Raw genomic sequence first — 24,217 nt, 5'->3', positions numbered from 1 at the left:
TTAAATAAATCAATAGTAGATCAAACGTATTTAATTATAATCCTATTGGTGGAGATGGGCGAAAAAAATGTTTCTTGATCCAGAAAGATACACTGACTAAACTAATTAAGACTGGCACTTCTACCAATGGTCCAATCACAGCAGCAAAAGCCACACCAGATTTAATCCCAAATACAGAAATAGCTACAGCTATTGCTAATTCAAAATTATTACCAGCAGCGGTAAATGCCACACTAGCAGCTTTGGCATAGTCAGCTTTAATTTTCCATGCTAGGTAAAAACTACTCAAAAACATGAATAGGAAATAGATAATTAGGGGAATGGCAATGCGGACAACATCGAGAGGAATCTGCACAATCAAATTGCCCTTTAAACTAAACATTACCATGATTGTAAATAAAAGAGCAATTAAAGTAATCGGACTGATTTTGGGAATGAACTGCTGATGATACCACTGCTTACCTTTAGCTTTTACTAAAATAAAGCGAGTCATAAATCCAGCCAGAAAAGGAATACCTAAATAGATAAAAACGCTGTTGGCAATTTCCCCAATACTGATATTGACAATAGTTCCTTGTAAGCCAAATAAAGGCGGTAAAATCGCCAGAAAAAACCAAGCATAAACGCTGTAAAAGAGAATTTGAAAAATACTATTAAAAGCAACCAGTCCGGCTGTATATTCAGTATCTCCCTTAGCTAATTCACTCCAGACAATTACCATAGCAATACAAGGGGCTATTCCCACCATGATTAACCCAGTCATATATTCAGGTTTATCGCGTAAAAAAAGAATAGCAAGTGTAAACATTACAATTGGGGCAATTATCCAAGTTAGTGATAATGATAGTCCGAGAATTTTTTTATTACGAAATACATCTCCTAATTCTTCATATTTTACCTTTGCTAAGGGTGGGTACATCATCAAAATTAAACCAATAGCAATGGGAATGTTGGTTGTTCCTATTTGGAAATGATTGATAAAAACTTCTATTGTGGGGAAAAAATAGCCTAAACCCACTCCAGTTGCCATTGCCAGAAATATCCACAATGTCAAAAAGCGATCCAGAAAAGAAAGGCGTTTTATAGTTGGTTGTTTAGTTACATATTCCACTTAATTAACCTCTATAAATTTAGTTTCAGATCCCCGACTTCTCTAAGAAGTCGGGGATCTTGTTGTCATTATAAAATCTGTATTTATTACAAATTAGTATTTAGGCAAGAGGCAAAAACTGTCACCAATTGCCCACTACCATATTTAAACTCAAATAGATTTTGGAGTCATCCCACTAGAGTAGGATATACCTGTTTGCATAGCATATCTTTAGACTGGGAAATATTATTCTCCGTCTCCAGCTTTCCAAGCTATAGCCTTACTAGGTTGAGGATTAGGTAACTTCAGAGAAACTAAACCTGCTGCGAATACGAAAAACATTGATGTCCACAGACAACCAACTAAGCCAAATATTTGATAAACCAAACCGGATAAAACTGTACCCACAAGACGACCACCGGAGTTTGCCATATAGTAAAAACCCACATTTAAAGCGACCTTATCATCATCAGTAAATGCTAAAACCAAATAGGAATGGACAGCGGAATTGAAAGCAAATACGACACCAAAAACGAGAAGTCCAGCAATAATTACGATATTAGCGGGTAAACCTAATTGTAATGCCAGAGCGATCGCACCGGGAACAGCCGTTAATGTAAATGTCCAGAATCGAATAGTTTGAGATTGAGGTGGACGACCAGAACCAAATCGCTGCATGAGTGTTGGTGCTAAAAATTGAATAATCCCATAACCAATCACCCAACAAGCTAAAAATCCCCCCACTTGATAAAAAGACCAGCCCAAAGTCCCACGTAAAAACACTGGTAAAGCCACAACAAACCATACATCTCTAGATCCAAATAAAAAGAATCGCGCCGCCGAGAGAATATTTATTTCTGCGCTTTTAGAGAAAAGTTGGCTAAATTTGACCTTTTTCTTGATTTTACCCATGGCTTTGGGCAGCATTAACCCAGAAAACATAATTAAAGCCAGTCCCCCAGCCATAATCCATAGGGAATGAATAAAACCCACAGAACTGAGAAGGGCGCTACCAAGAAAGAAACCAACACCCTTCAAAGCATTCTTAGAACCTGTGAGTACAGCCACCCACTTAAACAAAGAAGATTGGGCATCTTGAGGCACAACCAAGCGAATGGCGCTTTTAGAACTCATCTTCGTTAAGTCCTTAGCAATTCCCGAAAATGCCTGTGCAACCATCACATAAAGGACTGAAAGCCACTGCGCCCACCCTGGATTCAGAAAAGACAGCATAATTAAAGAAAACACCTGTAATCCAATCCCAGTATAAAGAGTTACTTTTAACCCAAACTGGGAACCAATCCAACCGCCGAGAAAGTTTGTAACAATTCCAAATACCTCGTAAAACAGGAACAGAGAGGCAATTTGAATAGGTGTATAACCAATTTTATTAAAATAGAGCAAAACCAACATTCGCAAAGCCCCATCAGTCAAAGTGAAGCCCCAGTATGCCAGTGTCACCAGAATATAATTCTTGAAATTAGAATTAGAAGCAGTAGTAGAAGCCATGATTAAAAATTCAAAATCGTTAATACAAACTAAAATTCTCTCTCCGTCTCTGCGCCTCTGCGTGCAAAAATCTTTATGGGGTAGGACTGAAAACCCACCCCTAGAAAACCATTATTTCTGCAAACTTAACGCCACCTTTCGTGCTAATTCAGTCATGCGGTTAACATAACCCCATTCATTGTCATACCAAGCCAATATTTTCACCTGAGTTTCGTTGATAACCATTGTCGAAAGGGCATCAATAATTGCAGAATGAGGATCATCTTTATAATCAATAGAAACTAAAGGACGTTCTTCATAACCCAAAATTCCTATTAATGGTTCTTGTGCAGATGCAGTTTTCAATAAATCATTAACTTCGGCTATTGTGGTCGAACGTTCAACTTCAAATACACAATCTGTGAGAGAAGCATTTAACAAAGGTACACGCACTGCTAAACCATTTAATTTACCATTTAATTCTGGATAAATTAAACCAATAGCTGTAGCTGAACCTGTGCTAGTAGGAATTAATGACATACTTGTAGCCCTAGCCCGACGCAAATCTTTATGAGGTGCATCTACAATAGTTTGAGTATTAGTATTGTCGTGAATTGTGGTAATTACTCCATGTTTAATTCCTAAACCTTCATGAATTACTTTTACGACTGGGGCTAAACAATTAGTAGTACAAGAAGCTGCTGTTAATAAATGATGTTTATCAGGTTCATAGAGGTGATCATTTACCCCCATGACAATGTTTAAAGCCTCTTGTTTAACAGGTGCAGCAACAATTACCTTCTGCACGCCTCTTTTAAAATAAGGGTCAAGGGTAGCGGGGGTTCTAAACTTACCAGAACATTCCAAAACTATATCAACCCCAAAATCTTCCCAAGGAACTTCACCCGGTTGAGAATATTCAGTAAAACTGAGAGATTTACCATCAATAACAACTTGGTTTTCGACCGCTTCTACTTCTGGTGTCCAACGCCCATGTACAGAATCAAATTTGAGTAAATGTGCTGCGGCTTCTGTTCCACCTTTGGTTTCATTAATGTGGACAAATTCTATTTCTGGGTAATCCCAAGCAGCACGAACGGATAACCTGCCCATGCGCCCAAATCCATTGATTCCTACTCTAATTGTCATGATTTTTATTAATTACTAAAATTGCTTTTGTTTGCGTAACAATTGCCCAAGACTTAGGTTAAACTCCGATTTACCACCAAATACTGTTCCGGCTTTGCCTTTATACAAGTGGATAGAATTAAGTTTGTAAGCTTCCTCTGATAAGGGAACATAGCCAACAGAACTGACTATTTTTGCCGCATTTTTAATGTAGAAATCCGCAAGGTTATACACCAAAGTTTTGTTTTTACTAGACCGAAGATTGACATATATGAATAGAGGTCGAGAAAGTGGTTGATATTTGGCTTTTTCTACTGTTTCTGGTGATGGTAAAACGGCACCTTTACCACTATTAACTGCTAAAACTTTTAACTTATCTTTGTTTTCTTGGTAGTAGGCATAACCAAAGTAACCCAAAGCATTAGGATCTTTATTAACACCAGTAACTAAAACTTCATCATTTTCACTGGCTGTGTAATCTTTGCGACTGGCTTTGGCTTTACCGACAATTGCTTCGGTAAAATAATCATAAGTTCCAGACTTACCACCAGGACCATATAATTTAATTGGGCGGTCTGGCCAAGAATCTCGGACTTGATTCCATTTTGTAATTTTTCCTTCAGCCGCAGGTTCCCAGATTTTTTTCAATTCGGCTACTGTAATGTCTTTTGCCCAAGTGTTTTGGGGGTTAATAGCAATGGTTACGGCATCAAAAGCTATGGGTAATTCCATGTAACTTACGCCATTTTTCTTGCAAGCTGCCATTTCTGACTGGTTAATTGGTCGAGAAGCATTACTGATATCTATTTTACGAGTACAAAATTTTTCAAACCCACCGCTAGTACCGGAAATATTTACTTGTATTTGACTATTATTTTTTAGGTTGGCTTGGTATGCTTTAGCTATGGACTGGGTAATGGGATATACGGTACTAGAACCATCTACTTTGATAAGTGCGTCAGTGGCAGAGTTAGTAACTTTTGTCGCTTCATTTGGTTTTTGAATATTTTGGGCAAGACCAAGCGTATTTGTAAAACTGCTTGTCAATGCTAGTATTCCGAAAGTTAAGACTAATTGGCTTGCTGTTTTATTCACTGATTTCACCTGTATAATTAGTGAGCAGACTATTTATCCTATCTACCTGTCATTTCAAGAAAAGTTAATATGTTAACATTGACTTTATCACTAGATACAACAATTAATTAAGAAAAATTGATGTATTGTTTATACATAGCAAAAAGAATGCTTTTAGCCGCTTGCGAGTCTTCAAAATCAAAAGACGTTTGTTCACCAACCTCAATCCGAGTAGCAGGTTTTGGAGTGACGTACTCCACACACTCCCTTATGCCTTGCGGCACGCTTGCGCGAACAGGTGAGTGTGGGCTTCTCGGCGACTCTTCTATGAAGACATTGACCGAGCTTTAAGACCGTGCGCCCCACGGTTCTTGATATTTACAGCCGCATTTAGATCCCGGCACAAACTGACCTTACAGTTAGGGCAATTGTGTATTCTTTGGGATAGCGGCTTTTTAACTTTTTGACCACAACTAGAACATTCTTGACTTGTACCATTGGGATTTACAGCGATTACTTGGAGTCCAGCATTTTCGGCTTTGACTGTTAGTATTGAAATAAATTGTCCCCAACCAGCATCGTTAATACTTTTTGCCAATCTTGTTTTAGCGAGTCCTTTTATATTGAACTTTTCAACAGCTACTACATCATACTTTTTGAGTAAATCGTTTGCAGTTTTAAAGTGGAAATCTTTGCGGGTATCTGATACTTTCTTATGTTGAATACCCAGTTTTTTTATCGCTTTTTTACGACGATTAGAACCTTTCTTCCTACGAGAGACGCGGCGCTGTGCAGCTTTTAATTTGCGTTCAGCCTTGCGTAAAAACTTAGGGGCTGCAATTCTGGTATTATCAGAAGCAACAATAAAATCAATTAATCCTACATCAATACCAACAATATTATTAGCATTAAAATCAGGTTTAACCGTTGGAACTCTTTTATCATCAAGGCTTAGAGTGATATAATACCCGTCTGCTTTTTTAGTGACAGATACAGTTTTAATCTCAAATCCATCTGGAATTTGACGATGAACAATTACTCTAATATCACCTATTTTTGATAACGTAATTCTGTTATTAGTAAAGTGATGCTGCTTGAATTGGGGGTAGGTAAAAGTTTTGTATTGACCCGCACCTTTGAATCTAGGCTTGCCTGATTTTTTACCATTCACATCACCTTTTAACCATCGGTCAAAGGCTATCTCGACCTTCTTGGGGACTTCTTGTAGCACCTGAGAATGAATTGTTGTGTACCAAGGACGGTCTTTTTTAAGTTTGGTTAATGATGCTTTTTGGCTGTAATAATTCGGTTTATCCTTGAGTTCTGGTAAATGACAAACGAAAATGGAACATCTATCAATAGGAGAACGGTTTTGTTCGTACCAATGGAAGCGTTGAGCCGGTTGATAATTGTACTGATACCGTAGCATATCTAATGTTTTATCAATCTTTTCGGCTTGTTCTTTCGTTGGTTGCAAACGGTATTGATAAGATGTTCTCATGTTTTTTGTTTCCTTTCGACCTGTTTATAGCATAACATAAAGGATAGCCATTTGCCACCTCTTTATGAAAAATAAAAGATTAAGTCTGAGAATCAGCGAAAGAAGGATGCGAGTATTGCAAACTTACGCCGCAGTCAAAGATAAAACTATTACGTCCTTAGTCGAAGATTGGATAGATTCTCTTAAATCAGAAAATGTTCATTCGTTGACCAACGATCCTGATTGAACTGCGTTCAATTTCGCCTGTTGGGCAATTCCTCACTCGCGCGTATTGTATTCATCCCACGCTCCGGTATAGTGAGCGTGGGGCTTCTGTCGGTTAAGCTAAAGTGAGGTAAAAGCTTTTTCCTCGCGTGGAGAATCACAATTGTGAAGTTACAGCGACCGATTTTAGTGGGAGGACTAGGACTATCGTTCTCCCTGTGGATGTTAGACAGTTGGCATGATTCAATAGTGCAAGTGGGAGAATTCGGACTCCTGAGTGCTTTGGCTGTCGGTGGGGGTTTGTGGTTGTTCAATAAAAATCAGCCCCAATTAGGTGAACAGCTAAATGATATGGTTGTAGATAGAGCGGCTGTGGATAAAGCGATCGCTCAAACCCAAGTAATAATTAATCAACTGGCAGAAGAAGCAGCCAATCATCCCAACTTAGCAATTCTCCGCGAAAATCTCGCTAAATTGCCCTCAGAACTGGATAGAAAGGAAATTAACCTGGCCGTTACTGGTGGTAAATCTGTAGGTAAAAGTACAGTTATTGAAGTTCTAAAAACTGCCCCAACTATTCCGGGAATGTCTTTAAATTTTGCGGAAACAGCGCCTTTATTTTCCGTAGCTGGTGAAAATTCCGATGTTGTCACTTTATCGGAAATGCAGAAATCTGATTTTGTCTTATTTCTGACTAACGGTGATTTAACAGATTCAGAATTTCAGGTTTTACAACAGCTAAAAGCCACAAAACAACCAAGTTTGCTGGTTTTCAACAAACAAGATCAATATCAACCTGATGAACGCGCTACAGTTTTTCAATCATTAAAACAGCGCATTGGTGCAAATGTAGTTGCGACTGCGGCTTCTCCCGTACCTGTGAAAGTGCGGAAACATGGAGAAGATGGTTCTTTCCAAGAATGGATGGAACAACCAACGCCAGATATCCAGCAATTAACACAACAATTAGTAGCGGTTGTGGGACAGCAAGGAGAACAGCTAGTTTGTAATACCACAAATCGCAAGGTATTATTACTCAAAGCCGAAGCCAAAAATTGTTTAAATGGTGTGAGAAGAGATCAAGCCATACCTTTTATAGAACAATATCAATGGATTGCAGCGGCGGCAGCTTTTGCTAATCCCGTACCTGCTTTAGATATTCTCGCAACTGCGGCGATTACTGCTCAAATGGTGATAGATTTGGGTAATATTTATCAGCAGAAAATTTCCTTAGAACAAGCGCAACAAGTAGCGGGAACTATGGGAAGTTTGATGTTGAAATTAGGTTTAGTGGAACTTTCAACTAGGGCTGTAACGGGTATTCTGAAAACTAACGTTGCTACCTTTGTCGCTGGAGGAATGGTAGAGGGAGTTAGTGCTGCTTACCTCACAAGAGTAGCCGGTTTAAGTTTAGTAGCATATTTTGAACAGCAAGAAATTGCTTTAGAATCGGGAAGTGCTTTAAATCTCGACAAACTGCGTCAAGTTTTGCAAACTGTATTCCAGCAAAATCAAAAAATAGCTGTTTTGGAAGCTTTTGTCAAGCAAGGTGTGAAGCGGTTGTTACCGGAAGCCAAACCAGTGGAAGTTGTGGCTTAATTTCGATAATTCAGATCCCCGACTTCTTAAAGAAGTCGGGGATCTCGGTAATGATATATTTAAATTAATCTCTGCTGTATCTACTAACAAGGGTATGATTATTTGGCAACCAGGACAAGAAATTAATAACGGTAGATTTATCATTCAAGGTAAACCTTTGGGTAGCGGTGGTTTTGGGACTACCTACAAAGCCTTAGAACCCAGCACGGGTAAATTATACGCCATTAAAACTCTTAACCAGCAAATGCAATTGCGAGAGGACTTTGCAGAACAACAGGTTAAGTTTATTAACGAAGCATTGACAATTAAAGGTTTTGATCATCAGCATATTCTCAAAGTCCATGAAATCATTCAAGCAGGTGAGCTTTTTGGCGTGGTGATGGAATATATTGATGGAGTAACTTTATTTCAATATCTTCGACAAAACGGACAACTTGCCGAAAGCGAAGCACTATTATATATAGATCAAATTGGTCAGGCTTTAGAATATATTCATGCTAAAGGCAGTTTACACCGAGATATTAAACCCGAAAATATTCTTTTACGCCAAAATAAACAAGAAGCGGTTTTAATTGATTTTGGTTTAACTCGCAGTATTGCGACCAGAACCATGACAGCTATTGGAACGCAAGGTTATGCACCTATTGAACAACATCGTCCCAAAGGGAATTTTGGACCCCATACCGATGTTTACGCTTTAGCTGCAACTTTATATTATCTGCTTACATCTGATGAACTCAACAAAGAGGGTGAAGTGAGTCCAGTACCCGCGCAAAACCGGAAATATGATAATGAACCTTTACCCGCACCAAAACATTATAATTCTCGCATTAGTCAGAGGGTGAATGATGCTATTTTGCAGGGTATGGAAATAGAACCGGAAAACCGGACTCCGACAGTATTGAAGTTTCGGGAAAATTTGGGTTTGGTGGTTCAAAAACCCATTAATTTTGATATTCAACAACCCATTAATGTAGAGACGTTCCATGGAACGTCTCTACACACACCACCAATAAACCAGGAGGTACAATTAAAATCATCCTGTGGAATGGACTACAGGGAATTGCGTGACTACCTCGCACAAGGAAAATGGAAGGAAGCAGACGCGGAAACAGCACGGGTAATGTTAGCGGTTGCGAAACGGGAAGAGGAAGGTTGGTTAAATGATGAACATATTAATAATTTTTCCTGTGAAGACCTCCGCACCATTGACCAATTGTGGGTAAAATACAGTGATGGGCGTTTTGGTTTTTCTGTGCAAAAACGCATTTACCAAAGTTTAGGTGGAACGAGAGGATATAACTCAGACATCTGGGAGAAGTTCGGGGACAAGGTAGGATGGAGAAAAGGGGATAGGTGGTTGTACTACACAGATATTACTTTTGACAAGAAAGCACCAGAAGGCCACCTCCCCGATTCTAATGGGTGGTGGTTGCGTTCTTCTCTTGCGTCGAGACTTGTAAGTTGTAACATTTAAGGGTTACAGAAAATTATTAAGTCTGAATCAGGATATCCAGGATTAAAGGATTTACAGGATGGTAATTTATAGATGGTTTGTTTGGTGATGAAAATTGCATTTGTCAGAATCAGGATAACCAGGATTAAAGGATTAACAGGATGGTAATTTATAGATGGTTTAAATTATTCAAAAACAATCATTCAAAAACATCCTGAAAAATCCCCAACTTCCAAAAAACAATCATCCAATAACATCCTGAAAATCCTCAAATCCTGGACATCCTGATTCTGACAAATAAAAAACTATAGAACAATACAGCTTAAATCATAAAATCATATACTAAACAATAAAATCCACATCCTGGTAAAATAAGTGACTCTATCGGCACTTCTGCAATACTTCAGCCTAAGAACTTTGCTGTTCTTATTTCTATCCTTGTAGACAAGGTTATTGTTACCAAAACCTTATATACTGTACTAAGCTTTGATAAGCTGGAAAGTTGTGTTAAATGCGACACTATAAACTATGTATTCCTAGATTAAATTCTAGAGTGTCTATGGTTTTTAAGGTTTAATCAAGACTAAATCTAGTATTATTGAAAAGTCCGAAATTAGGTGTGGTGTGCAAATCAAGAGAGGAGTGAACAAAATGGATTTACGTGGAGATGCGTTGCAAATCCTTAAAGACACTAGTAGAACTTTTTATATCCCAATTAGTATTTTACCATCAGGATTACAAGAAGCAGTGGCATCAGCATACTTGTGTATGCGCGCCATTGACCAAATTGAAGATGATCCAAATTTGGATAATGGGACTAAAAAACGCCTATTACAAAATATTAGTCTGACATTGCAAGCGGGAATAGATGGTTTTCCGCTTGATGCTTTCTCTGTAGGATTTAAGGGTTACGAAAATTCTTTACAAGAAGTCAGTTTACGCATTAGAGAATGGTCAATATTAGCACCTGAAAGCATTGCCCCGCGAATTTGGGATGCAACAGCCGCAATGGCTGATAGAATGGCTTATTGGTCAGATAGAAATTGGCAAATAGAAACAGAGGCGGATTTAGACCGTTATACCTTTGGGGTGGCTGGTGCTGTGGGCTTGTTGCTCTCAGATTTATGGAATTGGTATGATGGAACTCAAAGCAACCGCACTCAAGCCATAGGATTTGGTAGGGGTTTGCAAGCAGTAAATATTCTGCGAAACAATGGTGAGGATTTAACTCGTGGAGTCAATTTTTACCCAGCAGGTTGGGATAATGATAATCTCCAAAAATATGCCCGTCGCAATCTCATTCTAGCAGATGCCTATACGAACTCTTTGCCAAATGGACCGGCTTTGCAATTTTGCCAAATTCCTCTAGCTTTAGCTCATGGTACTCTAGATGCTTTGGCTAGTGGTAAGGAAAAACTCACTCGTAGTGATGTTGTTTCCCTGATTGAAAACCTCATGGGTGTGAATGCTAAAGCTAGTTAGGAAATAGGGTATGGGGAACAAATCTGCCCGGAACTTAAGTTCCGGTCTAAAAGCTAAAGTGCGTTAAAACGCACTCTGGTTAACTCAAGATCAAAAACTATCCTATTTATGTCAAAGTAGTCGGTTTTAACCGAGTTTAGCTTTTAGACAGGGAATTCATTCCCTGGTTGGCTTAAGTTGACAACTAACAACTAACAACTAACAACTAACAACTGACAAGAAAAATATTCATGAAAACTACTTTATTTTTGAGTCCACCTTCTTTTGATGGTTTTGATGGTGGTGCGGGGGCGCGGTATCAAGCAAAACGAGAAATTACTTCTTTTTGGTATCCGACTTGGTTAGCACAACCTGCGGCTTTAGTTCCTGGCAGTAGGTTAGTTGATGCACCTCCTCATGGGCAGACAGTGGATGATGTGCTGAAAATTGCCAAGGATTACGAATTGGTGATCATGCACACCAGCACGCCTTCTTTGGCTAATGATGTGAAGTGTGCAGAAACGATCAAAGCGCAAAACCCCAATGTACAAATTGGCTTTGTGGGGGCGCACGTTGCGGTTTTACCAGAGGCAACTTTGCGAGAAAATCCAGTAATTGATTTTGTTTGTCGCAATGAGTTTGATTATACCTGTAAGGAATTAGCAGAAGGAAAACCTTGGGATGAAATCAAGGGTTTGAGTTACCGGGATAAGTTGGGAAATATCCACCAAACTGAGGAACGTCCTTTGATTCATGATTGGGATGCTATGCCCAGTGTGTTGCCTGTTTATGCTCGTGATTTGGATATTAGCAAGTATTTTATTGGCTATTTGCAACATCCTTACATTTCTTTTTATACTGGGCGGGGTTGTCCAGCCAAATGTACTTTTTGCTTGTGGCCACAAACTATTGGTGGACATTTATACCGTCATAAAAGCCCCGATGCCGTAGGCAGAGAAATGGAAGAGGCTAAGGTTCTCTTTGGAGATAAGGTGCGGGAGTATATGTTTGATGATGATACTTTTACCATTGATAAACATCGAGCGATCGCTATTAGTAAACACATGAAGCGACTCAATTTAACTTGGAGTTGCAATGCCCGTGCTAATTTAGATTATGATACTCTCAAAACTTTACGGGATAACGGTTTAAGGTTGTTATTGGTAGGTTTTGAATCTGGGAATCAAGAAGTTCTCAATAATATCAAAAAAGGTATTAAGCTAGAAGTGGCGCGAGAATTCATGAAGAATTGCCACAAACTTGGTATTACTGTCCATGGGACTTTTATTATCGGTTTGCCGATAGAAACGAAAGAAACTGTAGAAGAAACAATTCGTTTTGCTTGTGAATTAAGTCCCCATACAATTCAAGTTTCTATTGCTGCACCTTATCCTGGTACAGAATTGTATGAACAGGCCAGAGAAAAGGGTTGGTTTGCGAATGAGTCTTTAGTAGCAACTTCTGGTATTCAAACTTCAACTTTGCAATATCCAAGTCTTTCTAGTGCGGAAATTGAAGATTCGGTTGAAAAAATGTATCGCAAGTTTTATTTCCGTCCTAAAGCAATTATTCCAATTGTGCGGGAAATGCTGGGAGATAGACAAATGTTAGTGCGTCGTTTGCGGGAAGGTAAGGAGTTCTTTGGTTATTTGAATGAACGTCGAACTCAGTCAGTCGCACACGCGCAACCTAAGAAAACTGCTGTTGTTTAGGTTGTATAATGTAATGATGGCTAATTTATTGTCATCATAATTAATTGTAGGGATGAGGTTAATTTCGTCCTTACTACTACACAAAATTTTGAATTAATATGCAAAGTAATTTTGCTGCTTACTACCAAACAGAATTTGGCGCTGCTTATTTAGGAAATAGCCTGGAATTAATGACAGATATTCCTGATGAAAGTATAGATTTAATTTGTACATCTCCACCATTTGCACTACTTAGAAAAAAAGAATATGGTAACGTTGATGCTGATGAATATGTAGAATGGTTTAAGGATTTTGCAGTACAATTTCACCGCATTCTCAAACCTACAGGTTCATTAGTAATTGATATTGGTGGGAGTTGGGTTAAGGGAATACCAGTTCGTTCTCTTTATCATTTTGAACTTGTTGTTTCTCTGTGTAAACCACAAAAAAAGGGTGGATTAGGTTTTTATTTAGCACAAGAATTATATTGGTATAATCCTGCAAAACTTCCTACTCCCGCAGAATGGGTAACAGTTCGCAGAGAAAGAGTTAAAGATGCTGTAAATACTGTTTGGTGGCTGTCTAAAGAACCCCATCCTAAAGCTAATAATAGAAGAGTTTTAAAACCTTATAGTCAAGCCATGAAAAATCTTCTTAAAAATGGCTATAAACCTAAATTAAGACCATCAGGCCATGATATTTCTGATAAATTTAGTAATGATAGAGGTGGTGCTATTCCTCCTAATATTATTGATGGACGTTCTAGTATAGATCAAGAGGAAATGGGACAACCAACTCCAATTCCAGAAGATTTATTATTGGCTGTTAACATGATTTCTGCTTCTAATACTGCTTCCAATGATTATTATCAAATACGCTGTAAAGAAGAAGGTTTTAAACCACATCCAGCTAGATTTCCTCAAGCTTTACCAGAGTTTATTATTAATCTTTGTACTGAACCAGGAGATATTGTCTTAGATCCTTTTGCTGGTTCTAATATGACAGGTAGAGTAGCAGAAACATTACAAAGAAAATGGTTATCTTTTGAACTAGATGAAAATTATGTTAAAAGTTCACAATTGAGATTTGAAAAAAATGCTCCTTTGGTTGTTGAACTCCCAGCAGATTTATTAGCTATTGATTTAGAAAATTCTTTTAGTAAATCACAGACTATTCAGTTAGGATTATTTTAACAGCATTGACAAATTAAATTTTACTATGTTAGGTAAATAGCAAATGGAATCAAACAACAATACCAAAAAATTAAAAAAATTTACTTATGGAGATCAATTTGATCCAAAGAAATTCTCATTAATTGAAATTCTAGAATTATGTAAAAAGTGTCAACCCAATCGGGATATTCTAGAAGCTAGTATTGCTGAACGTTATTTTTCTCAACATTCTCAACAAACATCATCTAAACTAGCATCAGAAAATATTGGTAAATTGGCAAAGAATTGTTTCTTATCAATTAAAGCATATCAACTAATTGAAGACTTACAGGAATCACGTCAATATAAACTTACTTCTCTAGCGGAAGAATTTTTATATAATACTGATAATAGTGTAAATCAAAAATTTGCAGTTCATATATTAAATAATTTAGGAGGTATGGCTTTATTAAAAGCCATTGATGCGCTTAATAGTCGAGGAGAAGAACCACAATTAGAAGCAATTAACTATGAATTACAAGAAAGGGGATATAAAATATCTCCTGGTGGTACTGTTGTAAGTACCATGAGAAGTTGGTTATCTCTAGCAGGTGTTTTTGAAAGGAAAACGGAAATTAATTGGGATATTGTTTCTGATATTTTAGGTATTAATAAAGATTTTATTGATGAACTTTATGCACTAAATCCAGAGCAAAAACACTTTTTATTGAGTTTACTAAGCTATAATATACAAGAATTTACACCAGCTAATAAAATAGCACAACATACAAGAAGTATTTATAAATTAAGACTCACGACTAAGAAGTTAGTGAATGATGTAATTGAACCATTGGTAAATTTTGGGTTAATAGAAACAGAAAAAACTACAGATGGTAGAGGTGCTAAATCTAATAATGTCCGATTAAGTAACAAAGCTAGAACGGAAATATTAACACCATTATTAAAATCTATTGCTAATGAAACGAGAATTTCAGAGATTGAACTTAATCGCACTTTTGATGATGTTGTCAATGAATTAAATCATCCAGATAAACATATAAAAGGTAAAGCATTAGAACTTCTAGCAATTTGGATGATTCGTCTTACCAGTTTAAGGTTTACAAAATGGCGTAATAGAGATATTGGCAAAGGAGAAGTTGATGTTTTAGCAGCTTCCGATAGGTTTGTTTATAGTCGTTGGCAAATTCAATGTAAAAATACAGCTAAAGTTACGACTGATGTTTTAGCTAAAGAAATAGGTTTGACATTTGTTACAGGGGCAGATGTAGTTATGGTTGTGACAACTGGAGAGTTTACAAGAGATGCTTATCAATATGCTTATAGAATGATGGATGTATCTCGTTATTATATGATTCTGTTACAAAAAGATGATATTGAGGCTATTAAGAAAGATAAAACAAGTATTGTAGAAATTTTGGATAGAAAAGCTAGAAGAGTATTTTCTAAAAAAGAACTGGATATCTCAGATGAAGAACTAAATGAAATTGAACAAGAGGAAGATTCGATAGATGAATTGATAGAAGATGATTAAGATGATTTTTATAAAAAACAATTCTAGTACAATTAGTGGATAATTAATCCTATGAATAAATCTCATTTTCTCGTTATTAATGCTGATGATTTCGGATTTTCTGATGATGTAAATACTGCGATTATTCAAGCTCACGAAGAAGGTATTTTAACTAGCACTAGTTTAATGGTAACTGGTGATGCTGCACAAAATGCGATCGCACTGGCAAAAAATCATCCTCATTTAGCAGTGGGTTTACACCTGGTTTTAGTGTGCGGTAAATCGGTTTTACCACCTGCACAAATTCCCAATTTAGTAGACTCTCAAGGTAATTTCTCTAATAATCCCACCCAAGCAGGATTAAGTTATCAATTTAATCAAGCTACCCGTGCAGAATTGCGATTAGAAATATCTGCTCAATTAGAAAAATTTCGGGATTCTGGTTTAAATCTTGCTCATGTTGATGGACATTTACATCTTCATGTACATCCTGTAATTTTGAATATTTTAACAGAATTTGCCGCAGAATTTCAGATTAAATTTATTCGTCTACCTTCAGAAGAATTAAGCAAAAACCTCAAAATTGATAACCGTAATTTATTCACTAAAATAATTTGGTCTATTGTTTTTGGACAATTACGCCGTTATGGAGAAGGTTTATTAAAAGCGAATCAAATTAAATTTGCTGACAGGGTTTATGGATTGTTACAAACTGGTGACATGAGCGAAAAATATTTACTGGGTTTGATACCACAAATTGAAGCGGAATTAGTAGAAATTTATTCTCATCCTGATTTAGTGAATACCGAGATAAATAACGGTGGTGAGGTAGAATTAGCGGCTTTGTTGAGTCAGCAAGTGCGAGAAATGTTGACTGTGAAAGGGTTTGAGTTGAGTAATTATCTGAAAATGACTCATTGATAATAAGGTATTAATCAAAACCTGAAAAAACAAGAGTACATTTGTTTGCCCTATGTTATTTTACTTAAAAAAAATTATTATTATAATACAAGAGATATATACTAGTTATGGTATATCTGATTTATTCCAGTTACATTTCTACTTATGGCAGACAAAATTTTACTCCCCTCTACATGGGATAATTTAAGTGATGAGGATAAAGAGTTAGCAAAAGAGTTAACACAATCCATCTTACGAGGTGAAGCATCTATTCGACTTTTATCGCAATTACTAAGCGGTGAAGAAATAGATGATGAATTTCACACAACAGCAAACAGTATTGGTAATCACAAATTTGATTTTGAAGTTACTACTCCTGACAAACAACAAACAAGTAGTCCAACTTTAATGTTAGCTACTTTTACTGCACCCTCAAGTTCAACGGCTTCAACTATAGTATTTGCTGCTTTAAAAAGGCAGTGTGATAATATTTGTCGTAATGCTAATACCCAGAGAGAAATAGAAATTTGTCAAGGATGTCGAAGACTTTTTCCATAATCAATAGATATCTAGTGAAAAATAATGTAGAGACGTTTTATAAAACGTCTTTCTTAGCATTTAAAATTTTGGCATAGTCTTAAAAAATCACGAGGATATATTTGAGCAATGAGTACAGATAAATCTAAACAACAGAATAGTTCTCAAGTGGACAAACATTTACATTTACAAGAAATATCGGAAGTTAAGGAACTAAGAAAGAAGTTTTTAGTTATTACAGAAATTTCTGATCCTTTAACTCGTGAATATCAATTTGCATTGTTAGAAAAAGAAGCAGAAAAAGTTGGGTTATCTACCGAAACTTACCGCCGTTTATATGAAACATATATTTGTAATCATAAATTCATTCCCCAATATCCACCAAAATGGTGGATTCTCAAAGAATGGGTAGAGTGGGGTTCAAAATTTCCTAAAGCAGTTTTATTTAAAAAAATCCTGATTACAGCTTTAGAAAAAGGAGTTATAATTAGTTTAATTTTTGCAGTATTTAAGTATTACTGGGAAGCACCACAACGAGAAAAACAAGCAAATTTTCAAACTTTACAAGTTTGGTTAATGGTTAATTCTGCTATTGAGCAAAAAGCTACAGGTGTTAGTATAATTATTGGTTTAGAACATTTGAATAAAAATGGTGAAATGTTACGAGATTTAAAACTTGATGGATTTGATTTAAGTGGTATTAATTTTCAAAATGCTCAACTAGCTAATGCAAGTTTTAAAGGTTCAATATTAGAATGTAAACGTGAAAAAGAATGTAGTAATTTTAAAAAAGCAAATCTTTATCAAAGTAATTTTTATGATGCTCATTTATCTAAAATAGATTTTCGAGAAACCAATCTTATTGATGCTAATTTACAAAAAGCATACCTTGAACAAGCTAAATTTCAAAATGCCTATCTTTATGAAGCTAATCTGGAAGAAGCAGAACTTAAAGGTGCAAAATTTCAAGGAGCAGATTTAGAAAAAACAAATCTCAAAGATGCTATAATGTGCGGTGATGTTTTTGATCAAGCTACAAGTTCTAAAAAATATATTTGTGCTAATTTTATTGGAGCTAAAAATCTAACTGCTGAACAAGTCAAATCTGCAAAAAATTGGGAAAAAGCCTGTTATGATCGAGAACTAAGGATAAAACTAAATTTACCACCTGAGAACCCTGATTATTGTCAAAATTAACTTAAAATAATAAAATAATAAATGTATTTCTTTTATTAAACCTAAACTTAATTGCATCTGCTATGGTACGCAAAACAAAAACAGCATCCTCAACTACAGTAACTCCCCTAGCTCTTTCTGACTTACATCTCCAGTTAGAGGGTTTAGAGAAAGAACACCAATCTCTATTAAAGCAAATTAAGAAAAAGCGGACAGAATTAAATAACTTTGTCGAAAAAATGCGCTCTTTAGCGACAGAGGTATTTCATCGAGTTAGTCCGAATATGCAAACAATGGCCGAATTAGATGCAGAAATTCATGCTTTGTTTGCCGAAATTTTAACTACAAGAAAAATGGGAAAGCAAACCCAGAAAAATATCCAATCACTATACAGAAGTTTACAAATGGGAGGAATTATTAGTTATAAACCTATTGAAGAAGAAGATGATGATGATGAAGAATTAGATGAACTATTTGAAGATAATGATTCTCAAGAAAATCATCAACGTCGTCGTCAATTTTGGGAAGCAGAACAAGATTCAGAATCTCCCACAGTAGCGAGAACAGATGAATCTAGAAAAATCCGACAGACATTTTTGCGGTTAGCGGAAATCTTTCACCCTGATAAGGTTAAAGATAATGAAACCCAAATGACTCACACGGAAATAATGAAGGAAATTAATAAAGCTTACCAAGATGGAGATTTAGCGCGACTTTTGGAAATTGAACGTAAATATGAAGTCGGAGAAACAATTGATAATAATAGCGAAGATGATTTAAGTCGCAGATGTAAAAATATAGAACAACACAATCAAATTCTCAAAAATCAATATGAGAAGTTGAAACAGGAACTCCGGTTAGCAAAAAATACCCCGGAAGGATCAATGGTTGCGGATTACAAAAAAGCAGCTAAACAAGGTGTTGATTGTATTGAATTGATGCTGGAAACTATCCAATCTCAAACTAAGATAGTTGTGGAAATTCGTGATTTTGTTCAAGACTTTAAAGATAAAAAGATCACTATTAAAGAATTTCTCGCAGGACCAGAAAGTCTCCGTTCTGTACAGGAAGATATGATGGAAGAACTACTGGAAAGAATGATGGAAGAATTTGGGGGGATGATGGATTTTAATTAGCAAATAATTTTAAGATTTATTAAGAATAATTGACACTACTATATAGTTTTATATTAGTAATGTGTAAGTATTCATAATCATACTCAAATACTAGTGAGATTTCAATGATGTTAAACCTCCTGTCTAAAACCATCAATGTTCAAATTTGTAAAAATTTGCATGAATTTCGGTGCTTAATTTTAGCAGCGGAACTATTTTTCATCACCACTCTATTTAGTCCCAGTTTAGTGAGTGCAGAGGAATTTTTACCTTTCTTTGACAATACAAAGAATCCTGTCAAGGTTAAAGTTGGTGGTGTACAAGATTTAACTCCTCCCCCTCCCGTGTTGAATAAGTTTGATATAGCAGTTAATCAACTGTGTGGAGAAGTGGGAACAGTAGTTAAACCCGCTAGTTTTAAAACCATGTTTAACAGTTTTCCCGATGTTTTCAGCAATATTAAAAATAATCTTGGGGGTTATATTTTTCCGAAAAGAACTTCTAATAAAGAATTTCTGGAAGATCTAACTAATCTTTGGTTTAATGCTAAAGGATTTGATCATGTTTTTTGTGGTGAACCAGAAAAAAATAAAATTGGTGGTTTACATTTTGCTGGACGTTACTTGGATTTACAAAATAAACGTATTGCTGGAATTTTACCCAAGTCTGTGAGTACATCTGAAGTTAAACCAGGTGCTGTTTATTCCTTTGGTGTGAGAATGAAAGTGGGTGGAAGGACTGTGAATGATCCACTAAAAGGATATGGTTACACTCTCAATGCAGAAGACATTTTAACAATTGCAGCGAAAGCATACAAAAATAACCCCAATTCAGAACCTACATCTAAAGCTTGTTTGCTGACTGTAACTGATGACAACAAAACATTTGTTAATGTTTTTGTTGCTAAAAAAGGTGGTGTTCGTACCTTTTATCCTGATGCTACTCCTGATTATCAAAAAAATCCAGAATGTCAGGTTTAGTAACTTTCAATTAATAAACCAGGAAAACTAAAATAATATACAGCACTTTGCGCGACTGAGACAGGTTTCATCTTGATTTTGCAAAATATTCCTTTAATTATTGTATTTAAATGTTACGCAAAGTGCTGTAATCATGAAGATATAACCGGAAACTGTGATGATATAATTGATATTTAGTTTCTTTACCCTCCCGTATTTCTTGCAGAAATTCTAACCAAGTTTCCATAATTTCCGCCACATCAAAAACATCAGCCTTGATAATTTGACTAATAGCTACCGTTGACATTGGTTGAGTTTCTTCAGCAGTTAAAACCCGCAAAATATCCATCGCAACATCAGATAAACCATCACCTTGCATCTTTTGCCAATGTTGTTGATAATAGGTTTCTAAATCTGGGGGAATTTGCTCAAAATTATTGACAGAATAAAAACCATCAGCCATAGCTTTTAAAACTTCCTGCACATACATAAAATTATCTTCATTTTCATTAATTAATTCAATTATATTTCTCTGCGAACTCTGCGTCTCTGCGGTTCGTTTCTTCCGAATATATGCTTGAATATCCTGCCGATTTTCCACCGGATAATCTGCTAAATCTAAAACCTGTGAAGGTGCTTCAATTAACAAGCCAGAATGGGATTTTTGATAGGGACGACGAGCGAAAATAAAATAAATTTGATCCGGTAAATATCGCGGTAGATAAAATAAATTCGTGCCTACAGCTTGACTATTTATATCAATTCCATCCAAACCATCAATCACAATAATTATTTTCTGATCTGGTAAATTCTCGCTGACTTGTTGCAATAAAGTAGAAAATAACCAACTTCCCTCATGTGCATTGATAAATCCTGTCTCTGTCATTGTTTGCGGGGAGGGTTGGGGAGGGGTGCTAGATAAATTCTCTAACAATAAATTTAACTGTGTACAAACCTCTGGAAAAAATGCCTCAACTCGATTTTTACCGGCAATTTGGGCATTGTAATAAATAGTATGGGGATTTTGGCGCACAAATTGGGCAAGAATGGCACTTTTACCGCTACCGGGTACACCGACAATGGTGAAATAACCCTTGGGGTAACGGTGGAGAAATTTATTAATAGCAGTGAAGATAAAATCACGACCTACAAAATTTTCACTCTTTGCTGAAGCAGAGAAAGATAAACTATTCATCTGTCACCTTTCCTTGCAAACGCAGAAAATGTAAAGTTCCTGATTCTTCCCCTGCAACGATTGTCACCCCATCGGGAGCAACTGCACAGCATAATATTAATATAGGACTTTCTCCGGTGAAAGTTGCTATTTCCTTTCTGGTTGCTAAATCCCAGATTTTGATGGTTTTGTCAGATGAACCAGAAATCACGGTTTTTCCATCGGGTGTCAGTGCAATCGCATTTACCGAGTCACGATGACCTAGAAGGGTGAACTTTTCTGTTTCTGCGTCCAAATCCCAGATTTTGATAGTGTTGTCCCGTGAACCAGAAATCACGGTTTTGCCATCGGGTGTGAGTGCGATCGCACTTACCCAGCTACTATGACCTAGAAGGGTGAACTTTTCTGTTTCTGTGACCACATCCCAGATTTTGATAGTGTTGTCATCAGAACCAGAAATCACGGTTTTTCCATCGGGTGTAACTGAGATCGCACTTACCCAGCTACTATGACCTAGAAGGGTGAACTTTTCTGTTTCTGTGACCACATCCCAGATTTTGATAGTGTTGTCATCAGAACCAGAAATCACGGTTTTGCCATCGGGTGTAACTGAGATCGCTCTTACCGAGTTACGATGACCTTGAAGGGTGAACTTTTCTGTTCCTGTGTCCAAATCCCAGATTTTGATAGTGTTGTCCCGTGAACCAGAAATCACGGTTTTGCCATCGGGTGTGAGTGCGATCGCATTTACCCGGGAACTATGACCTGAGAGGGTACGAATCAAGGGACTACCGGGAGGAGTGAGACTAGGGGTTAAACAACGTAAACTTTGATCTGTGGATATTTGTTGTAGGAGGTTATTAATTTCTGGTGTGTGAAAATGTAGTAATCTCCCTGTCAGTTGTGCTGGTAGTTGTTGACTATATTGATTGATAATATGTGCAGAGAGTCGCAAAGCACCTTGAATTTTTTTTAATGATGATATTGTGGTGTTCCTGTTTGAATGTAGAGACGTTCCATGGAACGTCTCTACAAGGGTTTTTGCTTCATCTTCAAGTAAATCATAATCTTCAATCAGTGATTGTACTCCAAATGACGGATGATTAATTTTCGCTTCGATAAAGCAGTAGTTCGATAATAATTTAAACAGTTCTGGATATTTGTTACCCTCTAATAATAACCGGGGATATTCACCTAAAAACTGTTCTTGTGCTTCCTCTGACTTTTCATCAAACCAACTGCGAAAGTTATTCATAGTATTAATCCCTCACCCATATTATTAGCAACTTCCGCACCAATTTCTGGTAAACTCACCCCCGCAGCTTGAACAATATCCTGACGTTGTAAAAAATCTCGGAAACTTAATTTCAGAAATACATCGGGACGATTTCTACCTTCAGCGCGAATATTAAAAAAGCAAATTGTCCCAGGATGATCTACTATATATTTGGCTGCAATGGCACTTTTACCCATTCCCGCATCACCAAGGATGGTAAAATATCCACTTTTGTGATCTTTGATAAATTTGCTGATAGCATTAAATACAAATTTTCGACCGCAAAATAGGTTTGTTTTATCATCAATTACGGTTTGAAATTCTGTTGGTATTAGTCGTGGAAACCAATCATCAACTATATCTGATGGTGTTAGTCTTTCAACTATACTGTTGTTTTCAAGTCCTTGATTTATAGCATTCACAACATTTTCTATAACGTATCTATCAACTGCTGTTACTTTTTGAGTCTTTTGTCCTATTAAATATTTAATTATATCTTCATTGGTCTTTGCTTCTGTTGCTAAACCTTGAATAGTAAAACCTGCTCTTCTATATTCTGCTTTGAGTTTATCTTTACCTGACTGACTACTTTGTACTTTTCCTGATTGAGTCATAAATATATATTAGTAGTAGATTAACTTTTTTAGACTATAGCAAATATGGATTATTGTTGTCTAGGGAATTTGGGGTATTTTTATTTCCCTACATTCCCTAAAATTTAGGGCAATATTTTCCAGAAGACAACCCTTTTTTCATCTTTTCCATTTTTAAAACCCTCTATAAGATATCAATAGTTAAACAAATTACCAAGTTAATTAAAGGAGATAACAGTTATGTTGAACCTGTTTAATAAAACTAAACCTCAAAACCCAAAACTCACCCCAGAACAACAAAAGCAAGCTTTCAATGCGTACATTTGGCAAATTCAGTTAGGATATAAAGTTAAAATTGCCATCGGTACAGTATCAGCAGTTTTTACTTTTGGTAGTGTTGCTTTATTTTACACTGGCAGAATTGAACAAAGCCATCTTAACATCGGTATGGGTATAATTTCTAGTGTGGTTGGTTTTAAATCTGCCAATGATAGTAAGAATCAATTAAAGGAACTGTTAGAAAACTATGAAATCGTAAAGGGCGGTAAATAAGGGTATTAGTTTGAGATCATAGATGTAAGGGTTTAGCAATGCTAAACCCCTACCCAATTTTACAATTTTCTATTCTTTAGTCATCTTTAGATGACTTTTGCTATTAGACTGGGAATTAATTCCCAGTTGGGTTATCGGTTTTACTAATAATTATTAATTAACCATTTTCCTGATTACGAATTACCCGATGTTTTTGCAAATCTGCTAGATTACAAACTTCTAACGCCCTAGCATGAGTAGCTTCTAAAACGACTGGAGGTGCTACACCATCTTCTAGGGCTTCTTGCCATCTTGCAGCGCATAAACACCAACAATCACCGGGTTTTAAACCGGGAAAACTAAAATGAGGTGCAGGTGTACTCAAATCATTGCCTTTGGATTTAGTATATTGCAAAAATTCCTCTGTGACTTGAGCGCAAACGACGTGCATTCCCGTATCCTGTCCACCGGTGCTACAAAATCCGTCGCGGTAAAAGCCAGTCATGGGAGAAGTGCAGCAAAGTTCTAATTTTGTACCCAGTACGTTTTTAGCTTCTGTCATGATTAATTCCTCACAATTAT

At 36.5% G+C, this 24,217-nt stretch carries 22 protein-coding genes; 13 read left to right on the top strand and 9 right to left on the bottom strand.

Features of this window, described 5'->3' with window-relative positions:
- Positions 1-34 precede the first annotated feature (34 nt).
- The 5 genes from arsB to FJR08_RS06490 form a co-directional block, all read right to left on the bottom strand.
- On the bottom strand, positions 35-1,111 hold the full coding sequence (arsB, locus tag FJR08_RS06510) for an ACR3 family arsenite efflux transporter (protein ID WP_271835583.1): 1,077 nt from the start codon (positions 1,109-1,111) through the stop codon (positions 35-37).
- A gap of 225 nt (positions 1,112-1,336) precedes the next feature.
- The gene (gene arsJ, locus FJR08_RS06505) at positions 1,337-2,599 is read right to left on the bottom strand and encodes an organoarsenical effux MFS transporter ArsJ (RefSeq protein ID WP_015080958.1); all 1,263 of its coding nucleotides are present in this window, start codon (positions 2,597-2,599) and stop codon (positions 1,337-1,339) included.
- 111 nt (positions 2,600-2,710) lie between these two features.
- A complete protein-coding gene (locus FJR08_RS06500) occupies positions 2,711-3,727 on the bottom strand; it encodes an ArsJ-associated glyceraldehyde-3-phosphate dehydrogenase (RefSeq protein ID WP_015080959.1) in 1,017 nt (338 codons plus the stop codon).
- 15 nt (positions 3,728-3,742) lie between these two features.
- Complete coding sequence (locus tag FJR08_RS06495) at positions 3,743-4,801, bottom strand: PstS family phosphate ABC transporter substrate-binding protein (RefSeq protein ID WP_015080960.1); 1,059 nt, start codon at positions 4,799-4,801, stop codon at positions 3,743-3,745.
- 304 nt (positions 4,802-5,105) lie between these two features.
- Positions 5,106-6,281, bottom strand: a complete 1,176-nt coding sequence (locus FJR08_RS06490) for an RNA-guided endonuclease TnpB family protein (RefSeq protein WP_168632597.1) — start codon at positions 6,279-6,281, stop codon at positions 5,106-5,108.
- A gap of 64 nt (positions 6,282-6,345) precedes the next feature.
- Between FJR08_RS06490 and FJR08_RS06485 the strand changes: the two genes are divergently transcribed.
- From FJR08_RS06485 to FJR08_RS06420, 12 genes are all read left to right on the top strand, one after another.
- Positions 6,346-6,507, top strand: coding sequence for a hypothetical protein (locus tag FJR08_RS06485; protein WP_168632596.1), 162 nt, complete (start codon positions 6,346-6,348; stop codon positions 6,505-6,507).
- Positions 6,508-6,707: 200 nt separating this feature from the next.
- Positions 6,708-8,084, top strand: a complete 1,377-nt coding sequence (locus tag FJR08_RS06480; protein WP_174783005.1) for a DUF697 domain-containing protein — start codon at positions 6,708-6,710, stop codon at positions 8,082-8,084.
- Positions 8,085-8,178: 94 nt separating this feature from the next.
- Positions 8,179-9,561, top strand: a complete 1,383-nt coding sequence (locus FJR08_RS06475; RefSeq protein ID WP_168632595.1) for a serine/threonine-protein kinase — start codon at positions 8,179-8,181, stop codon at positions 9,559-9,561.
- 630 nt (positions 9,562-10,191) lie between these two features.
- Positions 10,192-11,022 (top strand): squalene/phytoene synthase family protein, encoded by an 831-nt coding sequence (locus tag FJR08_RS06470; RefSeq protein ID WP_168632594.1) that lies wholly within the window; start codon positions 10,192-10,194, stop codon positions 11,020-11,022.
- A gap of 230 nt (positions 11,023-11,252) precedes the next feature.
- Positions 11,253-12,713 carry a hopanoid biosynthesis associated radical SAM protein HpnJ gene (gene hpnJ, locus FJR08_RS06465; protein ID WP_168632593.1) on the top strand — a complete coding sequence of 487 codons (1,461 nt, stop codon included), beginning with the start codon at positions 11,253-11,255 and terminating at the stop codon, positions 12,711-12,713.
- Positions 12,714-12,811: 98 nt separating this feature from the next.
- A complete protein-coding gene (locus FJR08_RS06460) occupies positions 12,812-13,885 on the top strand; it encodes a site-specific DNA-methyltransferase (RefSeq protein ID WP_168632592.1) in 1,074 nt (357 codons plus the stop codon).
- Between the two features lie 43 nt (positions 13,886-13,928).
- The gene (locus FJR08_RS23510; protein WP_254435700.1) at positions 13,929-15,395 is read left to right on the top strand and encodes a restriction endonuclease; all 1,467 of its coding nucleotides are present in this window, start codon (positions 13,929-13,931) and stop codon (positions 15,393-15,395) included.
- 51 nt (positions 15,396-15,446) lie between these two features.
- On the top strand, positions 15,447-16,295 hold the full coding sequence (gene hpnK / locus FJR08_RS06440; RefSeq protein WP_168632591.1) for a hopanoid biosynthesis-associated protein HpnK: 849 nt from the start codon (positions 15,447-15,449) through the stop codon (positions 16,293-16,295).
- A gap of 144 nt (positions 16,296-16,439) precedes the next feature.
- Complete coding sequence (locus FJR08_RS06435; RefSeq protein WP_168632590.1) at positions 16,440-16,832, top strand: hypothetical protein; 393 nt, start codon at positions 16,440-16,442, stop codon at positions 16,830-16,832.
- 108 nt (positions 16,833-16,940) lie between these two features.
- Positions 16,941-18,008: a pentapeptide repeat-containing protein gene (locus FJR08_RS06430; RefSeq protein ID WP_168632589.1), complete on the top strand. Its 1,068-nt coding sequence runs from the start codon at positions 16,941-16,943 to the stop codon at positions 18,006-18,008.
- A 62-nt stretch (positions 18,009-18,070) separates the two neighbouring features.
- Positions 18,071-19,123 carry a J domain-containing protein gene (locus FJR08_RS06425; protein ID WP_168632588.1) on the top strand — a complete coding sequence of 351 codons (1,053 nt, stop codon included), beginning with the start codon at positions 18,071-18,073 and terminating at the stop codon, positions 19,121-19,123.
- A gap of 104 nt (positions 19,124-19,227) precedes the next feature.
- Positions 19,228-20,082: an EndoU domain-containing protein gene (locus FJR08_RS06420; RefSeq protein WP_168632587.1), complete on the top strand. Its 855-nt coding sequence runs from the start codon at positions 19,228-19,230 to the stop codon at positions 20,080-20,082.
- 106 nt (positions 20,083-20,188) lie between these two features.
- Here the strand turns inward: FJR08_RS06420 and FJR08_RS06415 are convergent, their stop codons facing one another.
- Genes FJR08_RS06415 through FJR08_RS06405 form a run of 3 tightly spaced genes read right to left on the bottom strand, consistent with a single transcriptional unit; the run spans position 20,189 to position 23,125 of the window.
- Positions 20,189-21,256 carry an ATP-binding protein gene (locus FJR08_RS06415; RefSeq protein WP_168632586.1) on the bottom strand — a complete coding sequence of 356 codons (1,068 nt, stop codon included), beginning with the start codon at positions 21,254-21,256 and terminating at the stop codon, positions 20,189-20,191.
- Entirely contained in the window at positions 21,249-22,490 is a 1,242-nt protein-coding gene (locus FJR08_RS06410) for a WD40 repeat domain-containing protein (protein WP_168632585.1), read from the bottom strand. Before FJR08_RS06410 ends, FJR08_RS06415 begins: the two co-directional genes overlap by 8 nt.
- The gene (locus FJR08_RS06405; RefSeq protein WP_174783002.1) at positions 22,487-23,125 is read right to left on the bottom strand and encodes a hypothetical protein; all 639 of its coding nucleotides are present in this window, start codon (positions 23,123-23,125) and stop codon (positions 22,487-22,489) included. The genes FJR08_RS06410 and FJR08_RS06405 overlap by 4 nt, the downstream gene beginning before the upstream one ends.
- A gap of 219 nt (positions 23,126-23,344) precedes the next feature.
- Here FJR08_RS06405 and FJR08_RS06400 point away from each other — a divergent pair, with 219 nt between their 5' ends.
- Entirely contained in the window at positions 23,345-23,656 is a 312-nt protein-coding gene (locus tag FJR08_RS06400; protein WP_168632584.1) for a hypothetical protein, read from the top strand.
- 157 nt (positions 23,657-23,813) lie between these two features.
- Here the strand turns inward: FJR08_RS06400 and FJR08_RS06395 are convergent, their stop codons facing one another.
- Positions 23,814-24,197, bottom strand: coding sequence for a DUF2237 family protein (locus FJR08_RS06395; RefSeq protein WP_168632583.1), 384 nt, complete (start codon positions 24,195-24,197; stop codon positions 23,814-23,816).
- Positions 24,198-24,217 lie beyond the last annotated feature (20 nt).

Source organism: Dolichospermum sp. UHCC 0260 (assembly GCF_009711985.1).
Classification (GTDB): domain Bacteria; phylum Cyanobacteriota; class Cyanobacteriia; order Cyanobacteriales; family Nostocaceae; genus Dolichospermum; species Dolichospermum lemmermannii.
Note: the sequence above shows the minus strand (reverse complement) of the source record. Positions and strands in the feature narration are given on the sequence as shown.